The organism is Ralstonia sp. SA306, from assembly GCF_054792405.1.
Window position 1 is genome coordinate 2,961,695 of the sequence record NZ_CP096451.1, and the last position, 20,000, is coordinate 2,981,694.

Below are 20,000 nucleotides of genomic sequence, written 5' to 3' on the forward strand. Positions count from 1 at the left end.
GACCAAATCATCGAATCCGCACCCTCAAGGGAAGCGCTTTAGTGCATCGGTCAGTTCTTGGGATTGAATGGCGATCCGCGATAGTGCTCTGGTGCTTTCGTCGACGCCATGCTGCTCAGCATGGCCCACTCGGTTCTCCGGGACGACGTCAACACCTTCTTCTGAGCTTCCCATGTTTCGCGGAGCACGGCAGTGAGCACCGGGAATACAGCAATTCAGGGCCCCAGGTGCCCAAGCCGCGGACTACGATTGCGCCGATGCGATACGTAGCCGAGTCATTTATTTGTGACTTTCCTCAACTATTTTGGGATCCTACATCTATCTACCGTAGGCCGCCACAAAAAGCGCATCTGCGAATCCATAAAAATCAAAGACTTGCAGAGTCTCGCGCCATAGAAGTCGACACGATCGCGACAGACTTACTGCGACTCACCTTCAGCAGCGCCAAAGTTGTTGCGGCGGGTCATCTGGCGGGTGGGGCGCTCCGAATTCTTAGCGCCCGCCTTGCAATTGCCCATGATAGGGGCTCCAGAAAATTTCCAAAAAGATGGAAATTTCTTATCCACGCCCCACAATGAAAAGCATGACGGCTTTTAAATCGCCAGATCCTTGTGAACCTGCACGTGCTTGCATGGGCAGCGAGTCTTCTACGCCTGCTTAATAGCGCCGACGCCTGCGGCGGCATACTCACCCGACATCTGGAGTGATGTCATGAGACCTGCCCGTTTATGCGCTGCGTGCGGCCACCTCTTTCTTGCACGCCCTCAAGTGCCCAAGCAACGATTCTGCTCGGCCGCCTCGTGCCAGCGTGAACGCCGACGGCGATGGCAGAAACGGCAGCTCAGTGCGGACACCGACTATCGGGACAACCAAGCTAGGGCTCGAGTCAGGTGGGCGCAACGTCACCGCGACTACTGGCGCAGCTATCGCAAAACCCATCCGGCCTATGCCGAGCGCAATCGGGTTCTGCAACGGGCAAGAAACGATCGACGACGAGCGATTGCAAAGATGTACGCGTCAACTCCACAAACTCTCCTGCCTTCAGGCACTTATGTGCTCCAGCGCGCGTCGGAAGATGGAATTGCAAAGATGGACGTCTGGAGGGTACAGATCGTAGTGCTGCCGCCACCGCGCGCGCCTTCAAGAGCTGATTGCAAAGAGATGATGTGAGGCATGGTCTGCGGCCACCTGCTAACTTGGTCTTGTGCGCTGCCCCGGGGGGAGCAAACCTTGCTTCCCGACATGGAAGAGCAACGCCACTCGTTAGCCGGTGCTCCGCCATGGCAATCGATCCGTACACCAGCACTACGCCGATCGCGCCTTCAGCGCTTCGGGCTGCGGAGTACGTGCGCATGTCGACCGAGCATCAGCAGTACTCGACGCAAAACCAATGCGACAAGATCCGCGAGTACGCCGCCTCACGAGGTATTGAGGTTGTCCGTACCTACGCCGATGAAGGCAAGAGTGGCCTGCGGATCGACGGACGGGAGGCACTACAAGGCCTCATCCGAGATGTCACGGCCGGTCGCCCAGACTTCCAAGCGATCCTTGTCTATGACATCAGCCGTTGGGGACGCTTCCAGGATGCAGACGAGAGCGCGTACTACGAGTACATCTGCCGACGCGCTGGCATCCAGGTCATCTATTGCGCAGAACAGTTCGATAACGATGGCTCACCTGTCTCGACGATCGTCAAAGGCGTCAAACGTGCAATGGCGGGCGAGTACAGCCGCGAGCTCTCAGCAAAGGTTTTTGCCGGACAGTGTCGCCTGATCGAACTGGGCTTCAGGCAAGGTGGCCCCGCCGGTTTTGGTCTGCGTCGCGTACTAGTCGATGAGCACGGTCTTGTGAAGGCGGAACTCTGCCGCGGTCAACGTAAGAGTCTGCAGACTGATCGAGTCGTCTTGGTACCTGGTCCGGAAAGCGAGGTGCGCATCGTCAATCTGATTTACAACTGGTTCATCGATGAGTCCATGAACGAGTTCGACATCGCCGCGCGATTGAACAGCATGCATGTGCGCACGGATTCGGACCGCGACTGGACTCGTGCAACTGTCAGGGAGGTGCTGACCAACGAGAAATACATCGGCAACAACGTCTACAACCGTGTGTCATGCAAGCTCAAACGCGCTCGCGTCGTAAATGCCCCTGACATGTGGATCCGTAAGGACAGCGCTTTTGAGCCCATCGTGGCACCGGACGTGTTCTACACCGCTCAGGGCATCATGCGGGCGCGCGCCCGACGATATAGCAGCGAGGAATTGATTGAGCGACTGCGCAACCTCTATCGAAACCGCGGCTTTCTTTCCGGTCTCGTCATCGACGAGACAGAGGGCATGCCATCTTCTGCAGTCTACGCGTATCACTTCGGCAGTCTGATACGGGCCTATCAAGCGGTGGGATTCACACCAGATCGGGACTATCGGTATTTGGAGATCAACCGATTCCTGCGACGACTACACCCGAAGATCGTCACTCAAACGGAGCAAACCATTGCCGACCTGGGTGGCGCAGTTGCACGAGATCCGGCGACCGATCTTTTGGACATCAACAGGGAGTTCACCGCATCTATCGTTCTGTCGCGCTGCCAGACAAGGACCAATGGTGGGTACCACTGGAAGGTGCGTTTCGACACAAGCTTGCTGCCGGACATCACGGTGGCCGTTCGCTTGAACATAGCGAATGACACGCCGTTGGACTACTACCTGTTACCACGCCTAGACTTTGCCCGCCCCGGCATCCGCTTGGCAGAGCGCAACGCCATCGAGTATGAGAGCTACCGCTTCGATACTCTGGACTATCTGTATTACATGGCCGAGCGCGCAAAACTCAGGAGAGCAGCGTGAGCATGCTGAGCCAGCCCGGCGAGATCAGGATGATTCCGATCGACCGCATTGACGTGATCAACCCTCGCGAACGGAACAGCAAGGTCTTCGACGAGATCGTAGGGAACATCAAGGCTATCGGCCTGAAAAAACCGATCACCGTCACACCGAGAGCCGCCGCGGATGGTAGCGAAAAATTTCTTCTTGTCTGCGGTGAAGGACGCCTCAAGGCATTTCGTTCACTGGGGGAAGCGACTATTCCCGCAATGGTGGTCCACGTCAGCGACGAGGACGCCTTCATCATGAGCTTGGCGGAGAATATCGCCAGACGACAATGTCGCCCGCTCGAACTGCTAGCCGGTATCCGGCAGTTGCGAGACAGCGGCTACACACCCAAGAAGATCGCAGAAAAGACGGGCTTGACGACGGCTTATGTGCAGGGAGTCCTAACGTTGCTCCAGCATGGGGAGGAGCGCTTGCTGATTGCGGTGGAGAAAGGAACGATTCCACTCACGGCAGCCCTCGCCATTGTTGGAGCCGGCGATGACGATAGCGCAATCCAAGCAGCGCTGCAGGAAGCCTACGAATCAGGAAAGCTACGTGGGAAGCAACTGATTAACGCTAGGCGGGTTATTGAGCGGCGCCACACGCTAGGGAGATCGGCGTCACGCTACATGAGCGGCAGACGAGACGACGTGACAAGTTCGAGTCTCGTGCGAACCTACGAGAGCGAGGTGGAGCGACAGAAAGCGATGGTTCGCAAGGCTGAATTCGCCCAGCAGCGACTCCTCTTTGTAGTCGGGGCACTTCGACAACTGTTCGCTGACGAGAACTTCGTGAATCTGCTGCGAGCGGAGTCGCTGACCACACTACCCAAGTACCTTGCCGAACGCGTCTGGCCCACGGGGAGCTCACCATGACAAGCGTGACTCTGGGCTTTGTGCCTGAGCCGCTTGCCGTTCCATTGCCGCGCATCCTTCCCTCCCGTAGGACTCCGGCGGGTCTAACGACCACTCGAAAGTTCAAGCAGATTCTTTCGTCCATCGGTGAAGTCGGCTTGATAGAGCCGCTAACCGTGACAGCGGTCGATCAGCAGTCGGGCAACCACATTTTGTTGGACGGGCATATTCGACTTCTTGCGCTACGTGACTTAGGCCACGACAACGCCTCCTGTCTGGTCGCCACTGATGACGAGGCATACACCTACAACAATCGCATCAACAGGCTCTCGACCATTCAGGAACACTTCATGATCCGGCGCGCAATTGAGCGCGGCGTCTCGCTGGAGCGCCTTGCGAAAGCTTTGTCCGTTGATATCACCCAGATCGTCAAGAAAATGAATCTGCTCGAAGGCATTTGCCCTGAGGCTGTCGAGTTGCTGCGAGACAGGCAATTTTCACCGGAGGTGGCACGAGCGATCCGAAAGATGAGGCCGACGCGACAGGTCGAATGCGTGGAGTTGATGATCGCCGCGAACAACGTTACCGTAGCTTACGCAGAGGCTCTACTCGTCGCGACCCCAGCCTCTCGCCTCGTGAACGGTAGAAAACCAGCCAAGCTAACAGGTGTAACGCAGGAACAGATGGCGAAGATGGAGCGGGAGATGAGCAACCTCCAGGAACAGTACAAGCTCGTCGAGCAAACCTACGGCCAAGATGTACTGAATCTTGTTCTGACCAAGGGATACCTTGTAAAGCTCCTGGAATGCGAACCAGCTCTTGCATACCTAAAGCAGCATCAGCCAGACGTTGTGCGCGAGTTTGAGTTGATACGTGATGTTGTCTCTCTCGAGCAATAGCACACTGACCACCGCACTCGAGCGATATCCATGATCAGTTCAACGATGCGTCGCTCGACCCAAACGCTCGAGCAGCGGCCGCGTGCACTTCGACCGAAGCCGGTCGATCAAGCACTCGGATGAGGTTTTCACGCACCACATCACCACCTGCTATGCCGAGCCCCTCTATTGCTGCCACGCGAAGTTATGCAGAAACTGGTGTATCAAGAATTTGGATTAACCTCCGGAGCGCTTCAGCTTCGCTTGCCATTTTTTCTCTCAGGATTTATGGATTTAATTTCAAATATCACAGCATGCCAGCCTACATCTAGGGAGCGATTGTGAAAACCGACCAAAATTTGACATTTTCACAAGATCGACCCAGGTCGCTCATCAACATCCGTCTGGCGACAAACCAGTATGGCGGATGATGAAAACATCCTGACAAGCGAAATCTAAGCCCACCCCAATTGCGCAATCAAAGGCATCAAGTCACAATACAAAATCATTATCCGACTGGTGGTGGCCGTGAACGAGAAAGAACCTCCCAACCCAGAAGAAATGCGGGCTGCGATTGAAACGATCAGACGTTTCTGCGTTGAATACCATGGCAAGAACGAGGAGATTTTGGTTGCTCTTGGTCAACGGCTCAGCCTCGAAGCGCCAGCGCAGGAGATTCCGATAGGGCAGCGCGAGGCCGCTATCGAGGTTCAGTATTGGGATGCTATCACCACACTTTTATCACTAGCTAAGCCTCCAAACCGCCAGACACTTAACCGTACACTGGGTCGCCTATCAGAGCTCGCCGGTGAGTCAATAGAAGATGTACGCGTATTCGATGTTGCCAATCGCGACGCGGACAGCCACCCAACACTCTCACAACATCTTCCAGAACGGCCTAGAAGACTATCGAAGGCTAACACCGCACTATTGGAGGAATTCGAATCACATTTGATCGGACTTCCTAAGTGGCCAGAGCAGAGCGCACCCAACCGAGGCGAGGATTACTGACATGGCTGGCACTACTAAGTCCAAAGGCAAAACAGTAGGCAGCAAAGTTAAGATTGCCAGCGCAAGTCTTAATGACAAAGTTACCAAGTTGCTGGAGCTTGCAGCGGGCGCCCCGAAACAGACCCTGAGCAAAGCTAAATCTGCATCCAAGCTGTTCGAACTGGTCGTGCTCGCGGATGTATTGGATCGCTACACTGCCCACTATGGACCAGGACGTATTCGCGTTCAAAACGTAGTCGCTAACACACTGACCCTTGCTGGTGGTCCGGCCAAGGCCGACAGAAATACCTTTAGCTACTTCGAACTCTTGGACGCTCCTCGAGGGACTGTCGTACAGGAGGCTTGGATATCTGTACAGGTGACAACTGTCAGTTGGTCGCTGTCTGGTGCCAAGGCCATCCCTCCATCTGGCAAGCACGAAATTGACGTTGCGATCTTCCGTCCAAATGTCCGCAATTACCCGTCTCACACCGATCTGCTTGCGGGCTTCAGCTGCAAACACTTCAAGCCACAGAAGGAAAGCGTTCGTGAGGCGCTGGGCCTTCGGCGAGAGACAGCCTACCTAAGAAGAGAACACCAGCGGTCAGCTGTGCCCTGGCTTCTCAGCACAGTGCCAGCAGCCCCGCCCTCTCCCATCTACTTGGTGTCATCGGCGGCGGGCATCAGCATGTACCAACAGCACATTGACCACGTTGGCGTTTACGTACATTGCGTTCCCTTTATCTCCTAGCACGTTACTGACATAGGAGTGCGGACACGATTTGCCGAGATCTAGCACTATCACGCGGTAGATGAGCTCTGGAAAAGGAGGCGGACGGATGCGGTGAATCGTCCACCATCAGGTATTTCAAATGGGCAGCGTTCAGTTCTGAGTCGCTATCCACAGAAGTTCAAAAACGCGACAACGCGGTATAATTGCGGCGCGCGTTTGTCGACGCCAGCTGCTCACCATGGCCCACTCGGTTCGCCGGGACGACGTCAACACCTTCTTCTGAGCTTCCCATGTTTCGCGGAGCACGGCAGTGAGCACCGGGTATATCCGCGGCAGCATGAAGGAGCGCATCATGGAGTTCATCTCCACTACGGCAACTCTCGCCGACAAACTCAAACGCCTCGCAAAAACGCGCCGTAAGACTACCGGCACCTCGCTTGCAGTCGCGCTGGATGTTGTTTCGCAAGAACACGGCTACGCGCATTGGAAACACGTTACGGTATGCGTTGAGCAAACGACCCACCTCCGCCAACGAAAATCCCTACCGCCTTCGCTGAAGAGTATTTTGGATGAGGTCAGGGTTAGCCATCCCGCCTCGCATGAAGCGCAGCAAGCCTTTGCACGAGGGCTCGTCTTCGCAATGGATGTCAAAGACGCGGAGCAACTCTCGCTGACAAGCGACTATGTGGAGTGCGAGGATGGTTGGCACCTTGCAGCAGAAGATCTCTGGCAAGCCCTTCTTCGCGACCGCGGTGACGTTACAGGCACCACGCCGATGGAAGCTGAGTCCTCCGAAGATCTGACCATGACGGCCATGGACGACCTGCAGAACTATCGCTTCTTTCGGCGCCTTGGGAATCATGTGCCGCGCTCCCTAGAGGAAGCTTACGAACAGATCCATCAAATCTCTTTCTTCCCGCCCAGCCATATTTGGCTTCGTGGCCGCTTCATCGACTTGGCAGAAGTCCCCGAGATCCGGATCGATGGTCGAGTGGTGCTCTCCACCACAGCCGAACCCACAGTAGCTTTGTCGGATAGCGAGCTTGACCGCTCTGAGCAGCTCACCCAATTGCTGACTCTCGAGGAGCAGGCGATCTTCAGCAAGATGACCGTACAGGAGCAGGACTTCTGGCTGCGCCAACTGGAAAAGGCAGCGCATACCGGCAAGGCCCGTTACGTGCCCGCGTGGAGCTCCCTGGATGCCTCTTGGCAAAACGCGAAAAAGCCTAAGCCTGAGTAGCCCTCCGCTGGCGCAGAGGGGAAGAGTCTCTGCCACCAAGCAATAGATCGCGCGCAGATTAACGTCGGTACGTTCAGCCAGCGCATGCGCAGCAGACAAATCTAGCTCGGGGTTCCTACACGCTTTCAGGACGGACAAACGCCTTTGCAAGGCATCCCTCCGGTACTGCGTCCGGTGAGTACGGACGAACCCGGCGAAGATCGTCGGGTACGTCCGGCTTAGCAATCTTCGGCATCATTAGCATGGCAGCGCCCCCTCCAACACACGTAATTGCAAACGCCCATGAACTCGTCACGATGGCAGCAACAATTCCAATGGGAACGAGGACTAGGGCGCCCACCCGGAGAGCAGGATAGGCGGAAGCAATCCACGCCCATCGATTGACGTGCGTTCCGCAGCGGAACGTGATTTGTGGCGCCAGTTGACGATCGATCAAGGTAGTGTGAAGCGCCTCGACCCAGTTGTTATAGGCCGCCGCTTGGCCTGCATCAGCGGGAGGATAAGGCCCGCGAACGGCGATCGTGACGGCCAGACCGAGTTGTTTACGGTTCAGCCAGATAGCTGTGACTGGACCGAAGTTCGTCATGGCTGGCGTCAACTGGACACCGCGGATGGCGGTGTAGGGTTCGAAACTCTCGCCATTCGGCGCTTCCACTGCGATCCCATCGGTCTCCAGAGTGAATTTGATGTTGTACGTGGAATCTCGCGAGGTCCAGGTATAGGTCAACGCGGGGCCTAATTCGTTCATCTTCATAGTTCGTTATCCGCAACGGGCATCGGAGGGTTCGCTAACTCCGCAGGTGGTCGAAAACACGCCCCTCATCGACGCTTCCTCCAGCCTAGTCCTTCTTCACCTTGATGGTGTCGCCACTCAGGCTCGCTCTCTCATTCTGCTCGTACAGCTTGTAGCTGAACTCTGCCTGCGCGGCGTGCTCATATGCATCGCCATCCAGCGGGAGAACTATTTCGAGGACATCACGGCCACTGTCCTTGTCGGTACGCAGCGACACGTCCTTGTCGGCCAAGCCCGTCAACGATTTGCCAGCGCCATCCTTCACAGTCATCGTCCAAGACACAAGACGATTATCACCGTGCGATGCGCTCTCCAATTTTGCCTTGAGCACATGGCCGCGAGTCAGATACTTGTACCCTCCGACGAAGATGGGGCTTACGACGTCAGCGACTGACGGCTTCCCCATTTCTTCCCGTGCCCATTCCAGGGTGACTTTGATACCCAGCGTAAGGCCGGAGAACGCTTGCATTTCTTCGTCCAGCCCTCTGCGGACCCACGCACTAATCTGCGAAGCATTGGACGTTACCTTCGGGTCGCCGAATGACGAGATGGGTTGGTCGCCGATGCCCCAGTAACTCCGTTTGAGGAACGCATCATTGAGGTCGTCTTCCATGTAGAGCGCGTAAAGCGACCAAGCGAAGCCGACAATGCCCACAATGATGCCAATGCCGGTGAGTGCTGCGCCGAGAGTTTCGAGCGCAGCGGCCGAAATGATCCGGCTCGTGATTGTTTGGGCCAGACCAGTCGCAGCCTTTCCCTCCATCCCCGCCAAGAAGAGAGCGCCCGCTCCTAGTGCCATTGAGGCCGCCGACCCCGCAAACATCAACCCCGCTTTGAAATACTCGTTTGCCGCCTGAGCATCTCCACTGTCTTTCCGCGCAGCATATTTCGCGAATGACCCAACCGCGTCAAATACCGAACCTGCAGCGCCTGCCAAGCCACTAGCGAGCCGCAACGCGTTCAGGTTCGCAGCCGCACGAGGGACCAACTTCAGCCCCGCACCCACTGTCCGCACTTCAATGGCCGTCATGGATACCGCCAAGCTACCCTGGGTCAGGCCTGCGACGCAGCTGAAGACGCTCATCAGCGCGTCCACGTATTCGTAGCCCTGCGCATTCTTCAAGGACTTCACCGAGACAAGTAGTGCCCAGATCTGGAACACTGCCAGCATGCGTAGGACATGGCTCTTCTCGCCCATCAAAGCTTGCAACGTCGCACGGCCGGCAGTTGCCTGTTCGCCAATCAATTTGGTCGCCAAAGATTTGGGCAACTTGAACGGCTGCTTGAGCCCACCGAGAACATCGTCAGGCACGACCTCTACAAGCTCCTCGCCAGCACGTGCGGCTTGCTTTTGTATTCGGGCGAGGGTTTCCTGCGTCATCATCACCGGATAACTCTCGGGCACGTCCAAGCCCGGACGGCCCGCCAACTTGCGCAAGGAGCGACCGGTCTCGCGCCGCTCGGCACGCGTAGTGGCAGCCTTGTTCGTCATGGTGGCTTCAAGTTGGCCCTTGCTGAAAGCCTCCGCAACTGCATCAAGGGCATCACCCTGCGCGATCTTGAACCGAACGGTTACGTAGGGCTGCGCGACATCCGGGTGCGTTACTTGTGCCATCAGCACACGGGTGCGGATATGGAACCGATAGTAGGTCTCCAGCTTGGCAGGATCGGTTTTTGGAATGCCTGCGACCTTCGCCTTCGCTTCGTCCAGCGCTGCCGTAGCCAGATGCAATGCCTGCTCTTTTGTAGCGGCGATGCTCTCGGCAGCACGTGCCAGTTCCTCCTGATGCGCCTTCAGTTGTTCCCGAACTAGCTGGGAGACTTCCAGCACACCAGCAATCTTTTCGATGTTGTCCTTGCGCTTGCCGGGGTCGCTCATGATGGCCTGGACGGCATCGAAGGGGACGACCAGCGCACGATCCGCCCAATTCTTCGGGTCATCAACCGGCTTATCCAGCATGGCCACGAACACCTTGGCGGAAACGTCGCCCAGTGCTCCGCCACCGCACGCCTTGTCGACAGCAACAATGCGCGCAACAACGTCTGCAACCTGTTGGGCAATCGTGCCAAGCGATGACTGAATGTTCTTGAGATTGATGCTCCAGTCAAAGTCATGGCCCATCACAAGCTCAAGCGAAGAGCTCTTCAGCCAGGCCACATAGTCGAAGTCGCGCTTCGCGATAAATTCCTTATCCCAGCGGTCGCTCGCTTTTTGATAGGTGGTGCGCCAGTCCGACAACTCGCGGAAGCGCAGCTTTTCCCGATATCGGTCTCGTCGGCCTGTGGCAGTCTGGCCACCATAGCGGCGGTCCGCTAGAGCTTTGACCTCGGCTGAAGGCACTCGCCGATATCCAAGTATGGTCTGCTGCCCGGGATGGTCATGAGAACCCACGGTTTGCGGGACGGGGCGCCCCTCATCATCCAAGCGGACTGTGCTTGTCGGTAGCTCGCCTTTCAGGATACGGCTGTAGTCAACATCTCGGTACGGAATGGGCTCGAACGTTGCGCCCTTCGGCAACCCTCCGCTCGCTACCCCCTTCTTGAAGTCCTCTTCCGTTATCGGCGGAATATTGCGGTTCATTTCCCGCGTGATGTTGCGACGCACCTCTTCACGCGCCTGCGCAATAGCCCACCCTTCGATGGTTTGGGCATGCAAGCTAGAACGCAGCTTCCATGCACGTTGCGGGTCGGCATCTATTCCCTTGTAGTCAGGCGCGCCTACCGACCAAGCCTTTTTGGCTTCCAATGCCATCAGCCGAATTTGGTTGTGCTCCGCGACCACCCCAATCGGGTCCCGCAGCATGAGGATCAATGCCTTGTCTTTCGACTTAGGCCCGGCGGTCTTTTCGATGTCCCGAACGGCTTGAGTCATCGCCTGAGCCTTGCCGAGGCGGGCTGTCGTGAGAGGAACAAGCGCGTTCTCGAATGCCGTCAGGATGGAAGCATGGTCGGCGCCCGTCTTTGGTATGGCGCCATTGAACTCGATCACGTTGTGCAGTAAGGCATCAGTGTTCAAGAGCATCGCGCCTTTGCTAGGCAGGGTGCCGTCGTCGAGCCATGCTTTCGCCTTGAATTCCGTCATGCGCTCAGCCCGCTTACCGTGGCTGTCTGAGGTGTAGTCGCGCAGCACCTGCGGTGCCCATAGGTGGGGCGTGTAAGCGAACCAGATTTCCGATTGCGTGTTGGGCCCAACGAGTGTAATCAGCCCGGCCGGCAGGTTCGAAGCTCCCCTGGCGCATACGGAGCCCTTGGCGTCATCCTTGAGCCCGTCAGACATCTTGGCGTACTCGTCAGGCGTGACTTGCTCCAACAACTTCTTGAGCGTGCCGTCGTTGTAGCTACGCCAGAGATCCCACTTGCCCCGGTCTTTGTAGAACACAAGCACAAAGCCCTCTGCCAGCAAGCGCACCGCAGGCACCGTCCCTTCGCGCTTGAGCTCACCGAACTCCGAGTCCAAGCTGGAGGCATAGACGTAGTCGGACTCCTTCAGGATGCCCTGATAACGCATGTCCACAACAGTGGGCCGCACGAGCAGCAGCGGAAAATAGATGCGTCCGCATTGCTGGCAGTCCGCCCCGTGCATGTGAGCCGGCTTGCCCCCTGGGGATGAGGTTGCTGAATTCCCTGCCATGTCTCTTTCCTTTAAACCTTGATCGCTACACCAGTCCAAACTCGCGCGGCGGTATAACGTTCCCAGAACGTAGCTGGCAGCGCGTTGGCGTGGTCCTCTAACGTGCCGGGCGCGTCAGTGGCTGCGTGAATGGCGTCACGCCAATGCGGGTCTTGTTCAAAACCCGCCTTCAATTCGACGGCCAGCAGTACGTAGGTTTGCGCGTCACGCCCGTCCAGGCCTTGGGCCGAGGCCTGCGCGGCATGTCTGTGCAGAACATCGATGGCATCTTCCGGCGGCGTCTGGCCGGCCTCATGCAACCGCTCGCGCCAGAGTTCAAGCAAGCGGTTGACCAGGCCAACGTGGCGTAGTCGCGTCCATTGCGTTGTATCTGATGGGGTGGCCATCCTGGCGGTGGCTACGGTTTCCGACGCTTCGGCATCGAACACCGTCACCCGGCTCATGGCGCCGACCGCTACCCATGCCAACTGCGCGCCCAACAGCGCAGTGCGTTGAAGGGCGGGAAGCTCAGGCCAAAGGTGTGACAGCACACGCGGGTCGTGCCAGCGCACCCGCACCGTTCGGCGAGCGCCTGAATCGAATCGATGCGCAGCCTGCCCCAGGCGTCGGGCGATAGTGCTGGCGTCGTCGGGACTGGCAAGCCAACCACACACAGCGTGAGCGCGGCCATCGTTGCCGATGATGCCCTCGGCCGCCAGTGCAATGCTGGCCTCCAACAACGGATCATCTAAGGCTGGATCTGTTTCCAGCAGGTAGGCGGCGACCTTACGGCAATCGAGAGTGATGACGTGAGGCAGGAACGCCTCGTCGGCGTCAACTTGCAGCAAGTCACGGGCGATTGCCTGCACGCGCGCATGTCCGGTCAGCAACTGAAGAGGGTCTTCGGTGCCCGGCACGTAAAGCAGGTGGAGGTTGCCATCGGGCCATCGGGCCCGCAGGGCGGTCAGGTGTTGCAACACCTCTTGTCGGAAAGCGGCGTTTTGCATGGGACTCCGTCATTTTCGGAGAGTTGGTCGGCTTCGCAGCGGAAACCGACCGTAGTCCAACATGCTAGAAGAAGTGCCCGCTTCTCGGTCGCGAGGGACGTTAATATTGCGACGCCAAGCATTGAGAGTTTTTTACATCTCGTTATCAGCGCATTTATTTCTTGGGCTACTCAATGCCGCCAGGCGAAGGGCCAGTCGGTCTGCTGTCTCAATGGGTTCCAGCTGACGGCGGACTATATGACGCTCGTGTGCAGGTGCACGCCAATTGTCGCCATGACTTGCCTCCTGGTTTTACGAAGCACAGGTAGCGTCGGGGCTTGGGAACGCGCCTGTTCATGCAGTTGGGCGAACCGAGCATGGACGAAATAGGCAGAGTCGAAGTCAACGAGTTCATAGTTGCACAATGAATCTGGAATCGAAGGATTCGTTCTCAGCATTCCTTCCCTTCGAGGCATAGCCCCTCGGGTTGCAGACAACTCGGCATGCCCCCATAGGGTAGTCAGAGCTTTCATGCATATGACCATGGATCCATAGATCGGCCAACTCGACCACATCGTCCATGTGGCTAGCATATGCCGGCGTGAGCGGATCGCCTTGATACTGTGGGGATACACTTCGCCTCGAAGGCGCATGGTGAGTGACAACCACCCGTTTGCGCTGCGTCGGAAGAATCAGCTCATTGGCCACCCATCGGCGCGCAGCGACGTGCATCCGCACCGTATCCCCCGGCCGGAGCTTTCTGAACACTCCCCGTGTTTCGAAGCGAATGGCACCAGTAAAGTCACTCATACCTTCCGCTGCATAGCTCTCAGCGGCACGCATGGCAAATTCCGTGCCGCGGTACAGAGCGAAGTCGGTCCACAGCGTGGCGCCCAAGAACTCCACATCTCCGATCGCGATCTTGTCCATGTCGAGCAGGTGAATGTTCGACGTCGACGCGCACGCCGCGCGCAGATCTCGAAGCACTCGACTGTGCTCGCCTTTGTAGAACTCGTGGTTACCAGGCACGTAAATGACAGGAAGGCCATGACTTTGGGCTTCAATCCACGGCACACCCCGGGTGCCCAGGTGAATGTCACCGGCGAGCACGACGACGTCTACGTCGGTAGTGTCTATGTCGAGCGAAGAGAATTCGAGATGGAGGTCACTGAGGATCAGGAGATTCATTACCGGTCGCTCCTCGCTCCTTTCGTCGGATTTACTGTTCGCTACGAAGCCGATCGTTTGTCTCCCAACACGCCTCGGTACCTTCGGGGCGGTAACGAGCTGTCCCGCTTCCCACTGGACCATATCGCTTTCCGCATCAAAAAGAACGGCAGCCAGTAGGTTCTCGACTCACTCGTGTTCGGTCTGCAGGGTTTCCGATGGGTACATCAGGATCTGCATGGCGATCCATGCAGATCGTACGAATGGCTTCTTTGTTGAACCCAATGAGGAGCTTGCCAAAGAGCAGAGCGCGAACTAGATGTGCCGCAGTAGCAAGGTGTCGGAATCCACTCTTTCGATCGACAACTCATCACCGACCTTCCACCCCATCTGTTCAAAAAGATCGGAAGGAAGCGGGATGATCAGGTCGCCGCTTCCGTCGGCTGCGTCAACTCCTGTGATGCGCCAAGCAGCGCGTGATCTCGCACTCGGCAGATACTTCAGCAGAATCTCTCGTAAGGTCGCATCGGACTCCGGAAGCTCCAACCAGCCCGCAAAGTTGTCATCCGAATACTCCGCCCAGGCTCCGACCACCTCGTCGTCCGTTGTCGTGAAACCGGCGTCTTTCAGGCATAGCAGCATCCTGTCGACATCACCGGGAAACTCCTCTCTGAGTTGCTGTCGCTCCCTGTATGTTGGCTTCATTGCGGTGCCCTCCAATTTCTATATCGTGCGACCGTTGCAGCAACGTTGGTGTGCGAGCGTTGACATGGGCTTTGCGCACTCGTAGTACAACACCTCACCCGGGTGCAGCACGCTGTCATAGCCGAGGAACAGAATCATCGATGGGACTTCTTTTGCGAGCGAGATCTGCGTGCTTTCCGCAGGCGAATTTCGACGCCCTTTCGGGTCACCACGGGGGTGTCGCCCAGGCTCCATCCCATAGCAATCATCACCGCATCGGGAATCTCCAAAATGCGATCCCCGCTGCCATCCTCCGGATCCAGAAGCCTGGTAGTGGGCCGGCGAATTGCACGTGACGTCTTGTGTCTCCCTCGCATACACGGTCCCTCAATCAGACCTGCCGCTAGACAACCATTGGCTGGCGAGATCAGCGCTGGTTTCCCGCCGTCGCAACCACCGCCACCAAAAATCTACCCCTTGGTTACGAAACCGATCGATTGCCGCCCAAGGCGCGCCGGCACCGTCGGCGTGGCAATGAATTTCCGTGCCGCCAGCGCTGTGGCAAAAGCGTCAGCCAACAGACGGTGAGTCTGGCGCAGGTCAATGTCGGTACGTTCCGCCAACACTTGCGCAGCACGAGAATCCAACTCGATACGCTTGCGCGTCGTACGCCGCAAACGCTCGACTTCCGTTTGAATGATCTGCAGTCGCTGCTCAGGCTCCGGCGCGGGAATATCGAACACCTCGACTCGACTCAGCAGCGGAGTCGGCACCGCACGAAGATCGTTGGCCGTCAGCACAACAATGATGCGGCTAGCGTCGAATTCCATTCGAAAGAATGCGTCTTCGAACTTGCGCGCCGTTTCGCCCTCAAGCAGATCCAGCAGCACCGGGAGGACCGGGTAGTTGCCATCACCGCCGATTTTGTCCACCTCATCAAGCACGAGGACAGGCGTCGCAGAGTTACTCTTGGCGAGTAACTCCACCACCATCCCAGGTCGGGCGTGACGCCAACCGCTGTCGCCGCCCACGAGTTGGAAGCTTGCCTGCGCGCTCCCGGCAGCCCACTTCTGCATTGAAACACCTAATGCATCTGCCAACCTGAGTGCGAAATGCGTTTTGCCAACGCCGGGAACCCCTGTCAGCAGCACGGGCCGGATTCGGAAATCATCAGTACGCATCGCACTGGCCAGGGTTAAGTCGATCCGTAGTTTTTGAATGGGCTCACGCAGATTTGCAAAGAGTCGCTGCGCCAGTTCCAACTTCTTCTGCGCTGGACGAACACGAGGTAAGGCACGGTAGCCTTCATTACCACTGGCTCGCTCTAACAGAGGCCGCGCATACTTCGCCTGTTCGCGTCCAGCGGCCTGTAAGTTGTTGATGGCCTGCTCCAACGCCTCCGGCTTGAACACGCGAACATGTCTTGGCCTGGCGCGCCGAAGTGCCGGCGCTACTTCTTCTGTTGAAACAGTCGTTGGTTGCTCCCGGGACGACTCGGCTGCGCTTTCCGGAGGGTCATCGAACTCCTGCTTAATCTGCCGCTCCGCGGCAAGTGCGGAGTGGGCGTCCGATGGAATCAGCAAGCGCCACGTGTTGAGGCAACGATGCAACGCGAGATCACCCAACGGCGCGAACCCCGCGGGATGTTCTGAGGGCTGTCCAGGAGCAGACATCATGTTTCTCCATACGATAGGCGGCTTGGGGCCGCAACTGCACAATCTGGTTGTGCTCGGTAGACCTTTGTTGGGTCAGCCAACTATTCGCGTGGAGCTTCGCCTTGGCTGGGCGAACGCAACGCTGCCGAGCCGGACTAGTGAGGTCCGGTTGTGCCTGACGCAGGTACTCAAGGCAGCCATGACGGATACTTGATAACGTGGGTTGCTACGTATTCAGGATAGTCCATCCAAAGCGAAATGATTGGCGAGCTTGTCACTCAGGCCCCACCTCCCGAAAATTTGTTCGTCCACAACAACATAAGCCGTTCGAGTAACTCGCCTCCTATCTCGGGCCCTGAGATGGTCCGACGCAGTCCGGCCTGCGAATCCAATATTGCCGACCACCGTCGACCAAGGGACCTGTCACGATCTCGATGCCCTGTCGCCTCGCCCAATTAGGCGCGTCGCGAGCACAAATCCCTGCCCCATTCGCCGCAGCAATTAACGGTAGGAACTGCTCGGTGAAATTCCGCAGGTCACCAAAGTCGACGACCCGTGCGGTCCGGCGCCCCAGCTTTCCCGCGCGTGTCTTGAGCAGACCTTTGTTGACGAGGTGGTACATCACCTCCTGCTTTACACCAAGCAGGCGAGCTGCCTCGACAACCGATATTGGAGAGCCGGTTTCGGCCAGCCCTCGTACGATGCAACTCGCTTTGCGGCGATCGATGAAGATGTTGCGCAATGCTGGCGTCTTGCCAGGTTCCGAGGCGAGCTCGATCCCCTTCTCCACGAGGGCTCTAAAGAATTCAGCTGACCCACTAACAGGCACATACAGACGCAGGGCCTCGGTAAGGCAAATCGGATCATCAAAAGCCGCGATATCGCCAGCGCCATTCGTCGCAATGTTGCCAAGTAGGCGATCCACGGATCTCAAGTCGATTCGCCCCTGACTTGAAGTGATGAGCTCGGCGTTTACCAGCGCCCGCATACGCCCAACTGACATTCCCGCATGGCGAGCAGCGGCTTTCAGGTGGACCCGAGATCGTTGCACGTCCCGGATACCCTGCAGCTCTGCGGAGCTGATTACGAACTTCCGCCGCCCGGTACGAGTTCGCCTGACCGGCACTGTGGTGCCCGTTCGCTTGAGCATGATAGTGACGGCCGGATTTCGTGCTCTCTGCACGTCATATGGTTTGCACGAATTCCGCTTGCCGACTCCTTGACGCTCCCAAATCACTGGCGATCCGTTGTGCGCCGAATGTGTGACGTAGTCGCTCAATGCGTCCCGCACCCATTGACCTTCTACCTCACTCAATTGCTTGCGAAGCATTGTGAGGAGTTGCGGAAAGGCCTCCGAAAGCAATGGCACGTTTCTCTCACCTGTTTGAGACACACGAAGGCGATCAAACAATTCGAAGCAAGCTAATCGATCAGCTACAAGCGATGCACCAACGGTGACAAACCTCTGCTCGACGTTCTCGCGTTGTCGCGAGGCCTTCTTTAGCGGCTTTCCGCCAAGTCCGAAGCTGTACAACGCACCAAGAAATCGAGCGACATGCCATTTCTCCTCAAGCGCCAATCTCCCCGTACTCGTATCGTGTTGCTCATCGACCAGATCTTGAAGTTCAGCAGAGAATGGAACTATGGGCGCGTCCCGTAGTAGAGCGCCACATGCACAAGCTGCAAAGCGAGTTCGGTTCCAGCGCAACATGCGTCGACAACCGCAGCATATCGACGACAACCAGCATCGATGCTTGAAGCATGCGGCAGGCCCCGTGTACCAATTCTCATGCCAATAGCAATCACTTTCAGCAAGGCAGCGTGGACACCAGCGGGCAATCCCGTGCGCCTTAGGGAGGTGGGCTTCGGTGCAATCCAGCCAACCCGGGTTGGACAGTCCATTGGCGAACGCAACTCGAAGGCGATAGCCGAGGTAACTCTCATTGGGAAGCGTGCGGGGGCGTACCGGATACCGTCCTGCGAACAGCGCGATTCCCCTGGTACGCCAAGCAACGCTATGGCCCAGTTCGCTGTTCACTCGAACACCAACGGTAGTTGGCCAGATAACGCTTCGCCATGCTTCCGCTCTGCCCTGTAATTGCGCCTTAGAAGCTGCAATCGATCGACCGCCGCTTGGTCGACGTAATAAGCGGAAACTCCGGTGCCCTCCAGTTGACGGAAAAGTTGGAATCTTCCTTGAAGGATCTCCATCAGTATCTTTTGTGACATCGATCCTGGAGTATTCTTTTCAAACATCCATTCGCCGAATAGTGGGTACAGCGCTGTTTGTTTAGCCGAGTATGGTTGGGACACATCCTCTAGACGTCGACAAAGATCGGCCAGATCCGAGCGTCTATGCCAAACGCCTGCATTGATCTTCATTGACCTCAGCAGATCAGCGCCTAGCAGCACTTGATAGCTTCGCTTGTCGATGTGCAATTCTTGCATTGCAGCCGCGGGCTTCTTGATCGAGTGGTACCACCGGCGACACGCCTCGACTTCATGTTGCGGGAGGAACGTAAGGCGTTTCAATCCGCGCACTACTACCTTGATATCTTGGAGGTACTCGCGATTTACCAGATGCTGCAGCAACGCACGTCGACAGCCTATGAGAAAAACGGCGCTCTTGAGACTCACATACCTAACGCGATGAGAGCCAATTGATGGCCGCTTACCGGCCACGGCCACACCATTCTCAGACACTATCGGCGCAAGCCTGTCACGCAAAGCGGCGGTGGGCACAGCGGATAAACAGGTGGGGCGGTTCTCCTCATCGCAAAGCACTTCACGTAAGCACCCAAGCGCTGTTCGACGATGTAGAGGTTCCTTGATTTGGTCTAGGAAATTACATACCCCCTCCAAGGTCCCCGTAATCGGAAATTTGTATCTCGCGGCAAACGCGGCGCGATGCAGTGCTCGTTGAGCGTCAGTGCTAGGTTGAGCGCGTCCGCGCCTTGCGGCCACCAACGCGTCGAGCATTCTTTCGAGAAGAATCGTATAGGGGAGGATGGCGACGGCGCGCTCCACATCCTGCTCGAGAATTGACCGCTCAAAGCCAGACCACATTTGGCTAACGTAATCTCGCTCGACAGGCATCGGGCACACGGCGCCGACCCATAGTTGGTCGTCTGTAACCTCAGAGAGGAAGGGTCTGTTGCCTTGCCCGTAACCGGCTGTAAGCGCGGGGTCGACTAGATCGTCTTTGAGTCGAATATTGTGGATAGTGCAAACTTCGAACGAGGCTAGACGCCAGCGTGCACGAATATGCTTTGACTCCACCATGCAGGCGGGACAATAGCGGATCCTGCCGGCACGGCCGACGACGCTCCAACTCGGCAGCGTGATGTTCCCCCAACTCGGATGCCCGTTCGACTTGCTGACTGCGGTAATTGGCATCGTCGGGCGGAAACGCTCGATATCGGCTTTCCACGGGCGGAGAATTCCATTTGCTCTTGCAAGTCGGAGAAGATAGGTTTCGACCCATTCGTCTGGAAGAATCTTTGGACGGCAAGGCGGGCGAGAAATGCTAGAAGTCGTCAT

General features: G+C 57.2%; 14 protein-coding genes. 6 read left to right on the plus strand and 8 right to left on the minus strand.

Annotated features, from left to right (window positions below):
• Nucleotides 1-1,280: 1,280 nt before the first annotated feature.
• The 6 genes from M1D44_RS14080 (at nucleotide 1,281) to M1D44_RS14105 (ending at nucleotide 7,565) form a co-directional block, all read left to right on the plus strand.
• A complete protein-coding gene (locus tag M1D44_RS14080; protein WP_439004582.1) occupies nucleotides 1,281-2,846 on the plus strand; it encodes a recombinase family protein in 1,566 nt (521 codons plus the stop codon).
• 2 nt (nucleotides 2,847-2,848) lie between these two features.
• Nucleotides 2,849-3,745 carry a plasmid partitioning protein RepB C-terminal domain-containing protein gene (locus M1D44_RS14085; protein ID WP_439004610.1) on the plus strand — a complete coding sequence of 299 codons (897 nt, stop codon included), beginning with the start codon at nucleotides 2,849-2,851 and terminating at the stop codon, nucleotides 3,743-3,745.
• Nucleotides 3,742-4,623: a plasmid partitioning protein RepB C-terminal domain-containing protein gene (locus tag M1D44_RS14090; protein WP_439004583.1), complete on the plus strand. Its 882-nt coding sequence runs from the start codon at nucleotides 3,742-3,744 to the stop codon at nucleotides 4,621-4,623. Before M1D44_RS14085 ends, M1D44_RS14090 begins: the two co-directional genes overlap by 4 nt.
• Nucleotides 4,624-5,130: 507 nt before the next feature.
• Complete coding sequence (locus M1D44_RS14095) at nucleotides 5,131-5,613, plus strand: hypothetical protein (RefSeq protein ID WP_439004584.1); 483 nt, start codon at nucleotides 5,131-5,133, stop codon at nucleotides 5,611-5,613.
• 1 nt (nucleotide 5,614) lies between these two features.
• Nucleotides 5,615-6,343 (plus strand): hypothetical protein, encoded by a 729-nt coding sequence (locus M1D44_RS14100; RefSeq protein WP_439004585.1) that lies wholly within the window; start codon nucleotides 5,615-5,617, stop codon nucleotides 6,341-6,343.
• A gap of 334 nt (nucleotides 6,344-6,677) precedes the next feature.
• Nucleotides 6,678-7,565 (plus strand): hypothetical protein, encoded by an 888-nt coding sequence (locus M1D44_RS14105; protein ID WP_439004586.1) that lies wholly within the window; start codon nucleotides 6,678-6,680, stop codon nucleotides 7,563-7,565.
• 115 nt (nucleotides 7,566-7,680) lie between these two features.
• Here the strand turns inward: M1D44_RS14105 and M1D44_RS14110 are convergent, their stop codons facing one another.
• The 8 genes from M1D44_RS14110 to M1D44_RS14145 form a co-directional block, all read right to left on the minus strand.
• Nucleotides 7,681-8,319 carry a hypothetical protein gene (locus tag M1D44_RS14110; protein ID WP_439004587.1) on the minus strand — a complete coding sequence of 213 codons (639 nt, stop codon included), beginning with the start codon at nucleotides 8,317-8,319 and terminating at the stop codon, nucleotides 7,681-7,683.
• A gap of 85 nt (nucleotides 8,320-8,404) precedes the next feature.
• On the minus strand, nucleotides 8,405-11,989 hold the full coding sequence (locus M1D44_RS14115) for a T6SS effector BTH_I2691 family protein (protein ID WP_439004588.1): 3,585 nt from the start codon (nucleotides 11,987-11,989) through the stop codon (nucleotides 8,405-8,407).
• An 11-nt stretch (nucleotides 11,990-12,000) separates the two neighbouring features.
• Nucleotides 12,001-12,975: a DUF4123 domain-containing protein gene (locus tag M1D44_RS14120; RefSeq protein WP_439004589.1), complete on the minus strand. Its 975-nt coding sequence runs from the start codon at nucleotides 12,973-12,975 to the stop codon at nucleotides 12,001-12,003.
• 390 nt (nucleotides 12,976-13,365) lie between these two features.
• Entirely contained in the window at nucleotides 13,366-14,142 is a 777-nt protein-coding gene (locus M1D44_RS14125; protein ID WP_439004590.1) for a metallophosphoesterase, read from the minus strand.
• Nucleotides 14,143-14,436: 294 nt separating this feature from the next.
• Nucleotides 14,437-14,826 (minus strand): hypothetical protein, encoded by a 390-nt coding sequence (locus M1D44_RS14130; RefSeq protein WP_439004591.1) that lies wholly within the window; start codon nucleotides 14,824-14,826, stop codon nucleotides 14,437-14,439.
• Nucleotides 14,827-15,275: 449 nt separating this feature from the next.
• Nucleotides 15,276-16,478, minus strand: a complete 1,203-nt coding sequence (locus M1D44_RS14135; protein WP_439004611.1) for an AAA family ATPase — start codon at nucleotides 16,476-16,478, stop codon at nucleotides 15,276-15,278.
• Nucleotides 16,479-16,803: 325 nt separating this feature from the next.
• Nucleotides 16,804-18,039, minus strand: coding sequence for a hypothetical protein (locus M1D44_RS14140; protein ID WP_439004592.1), 1,236 nt, complete (start codon nucleotides 18,037-18,039; stop codon nucleotides 16,804-16,806).
• 455 nt (nucleotides 18,040-18,494) lie between these two features.
• A complete protein-coding gene (locus tag M1D44_RS14145) occupies nucleotides 18,495-20,000 on the minus strand; it encodes a TniQ family protein (RefSeq protein ID WP_439004593.1) in 1,506 nt (501 codons plus the stop codon).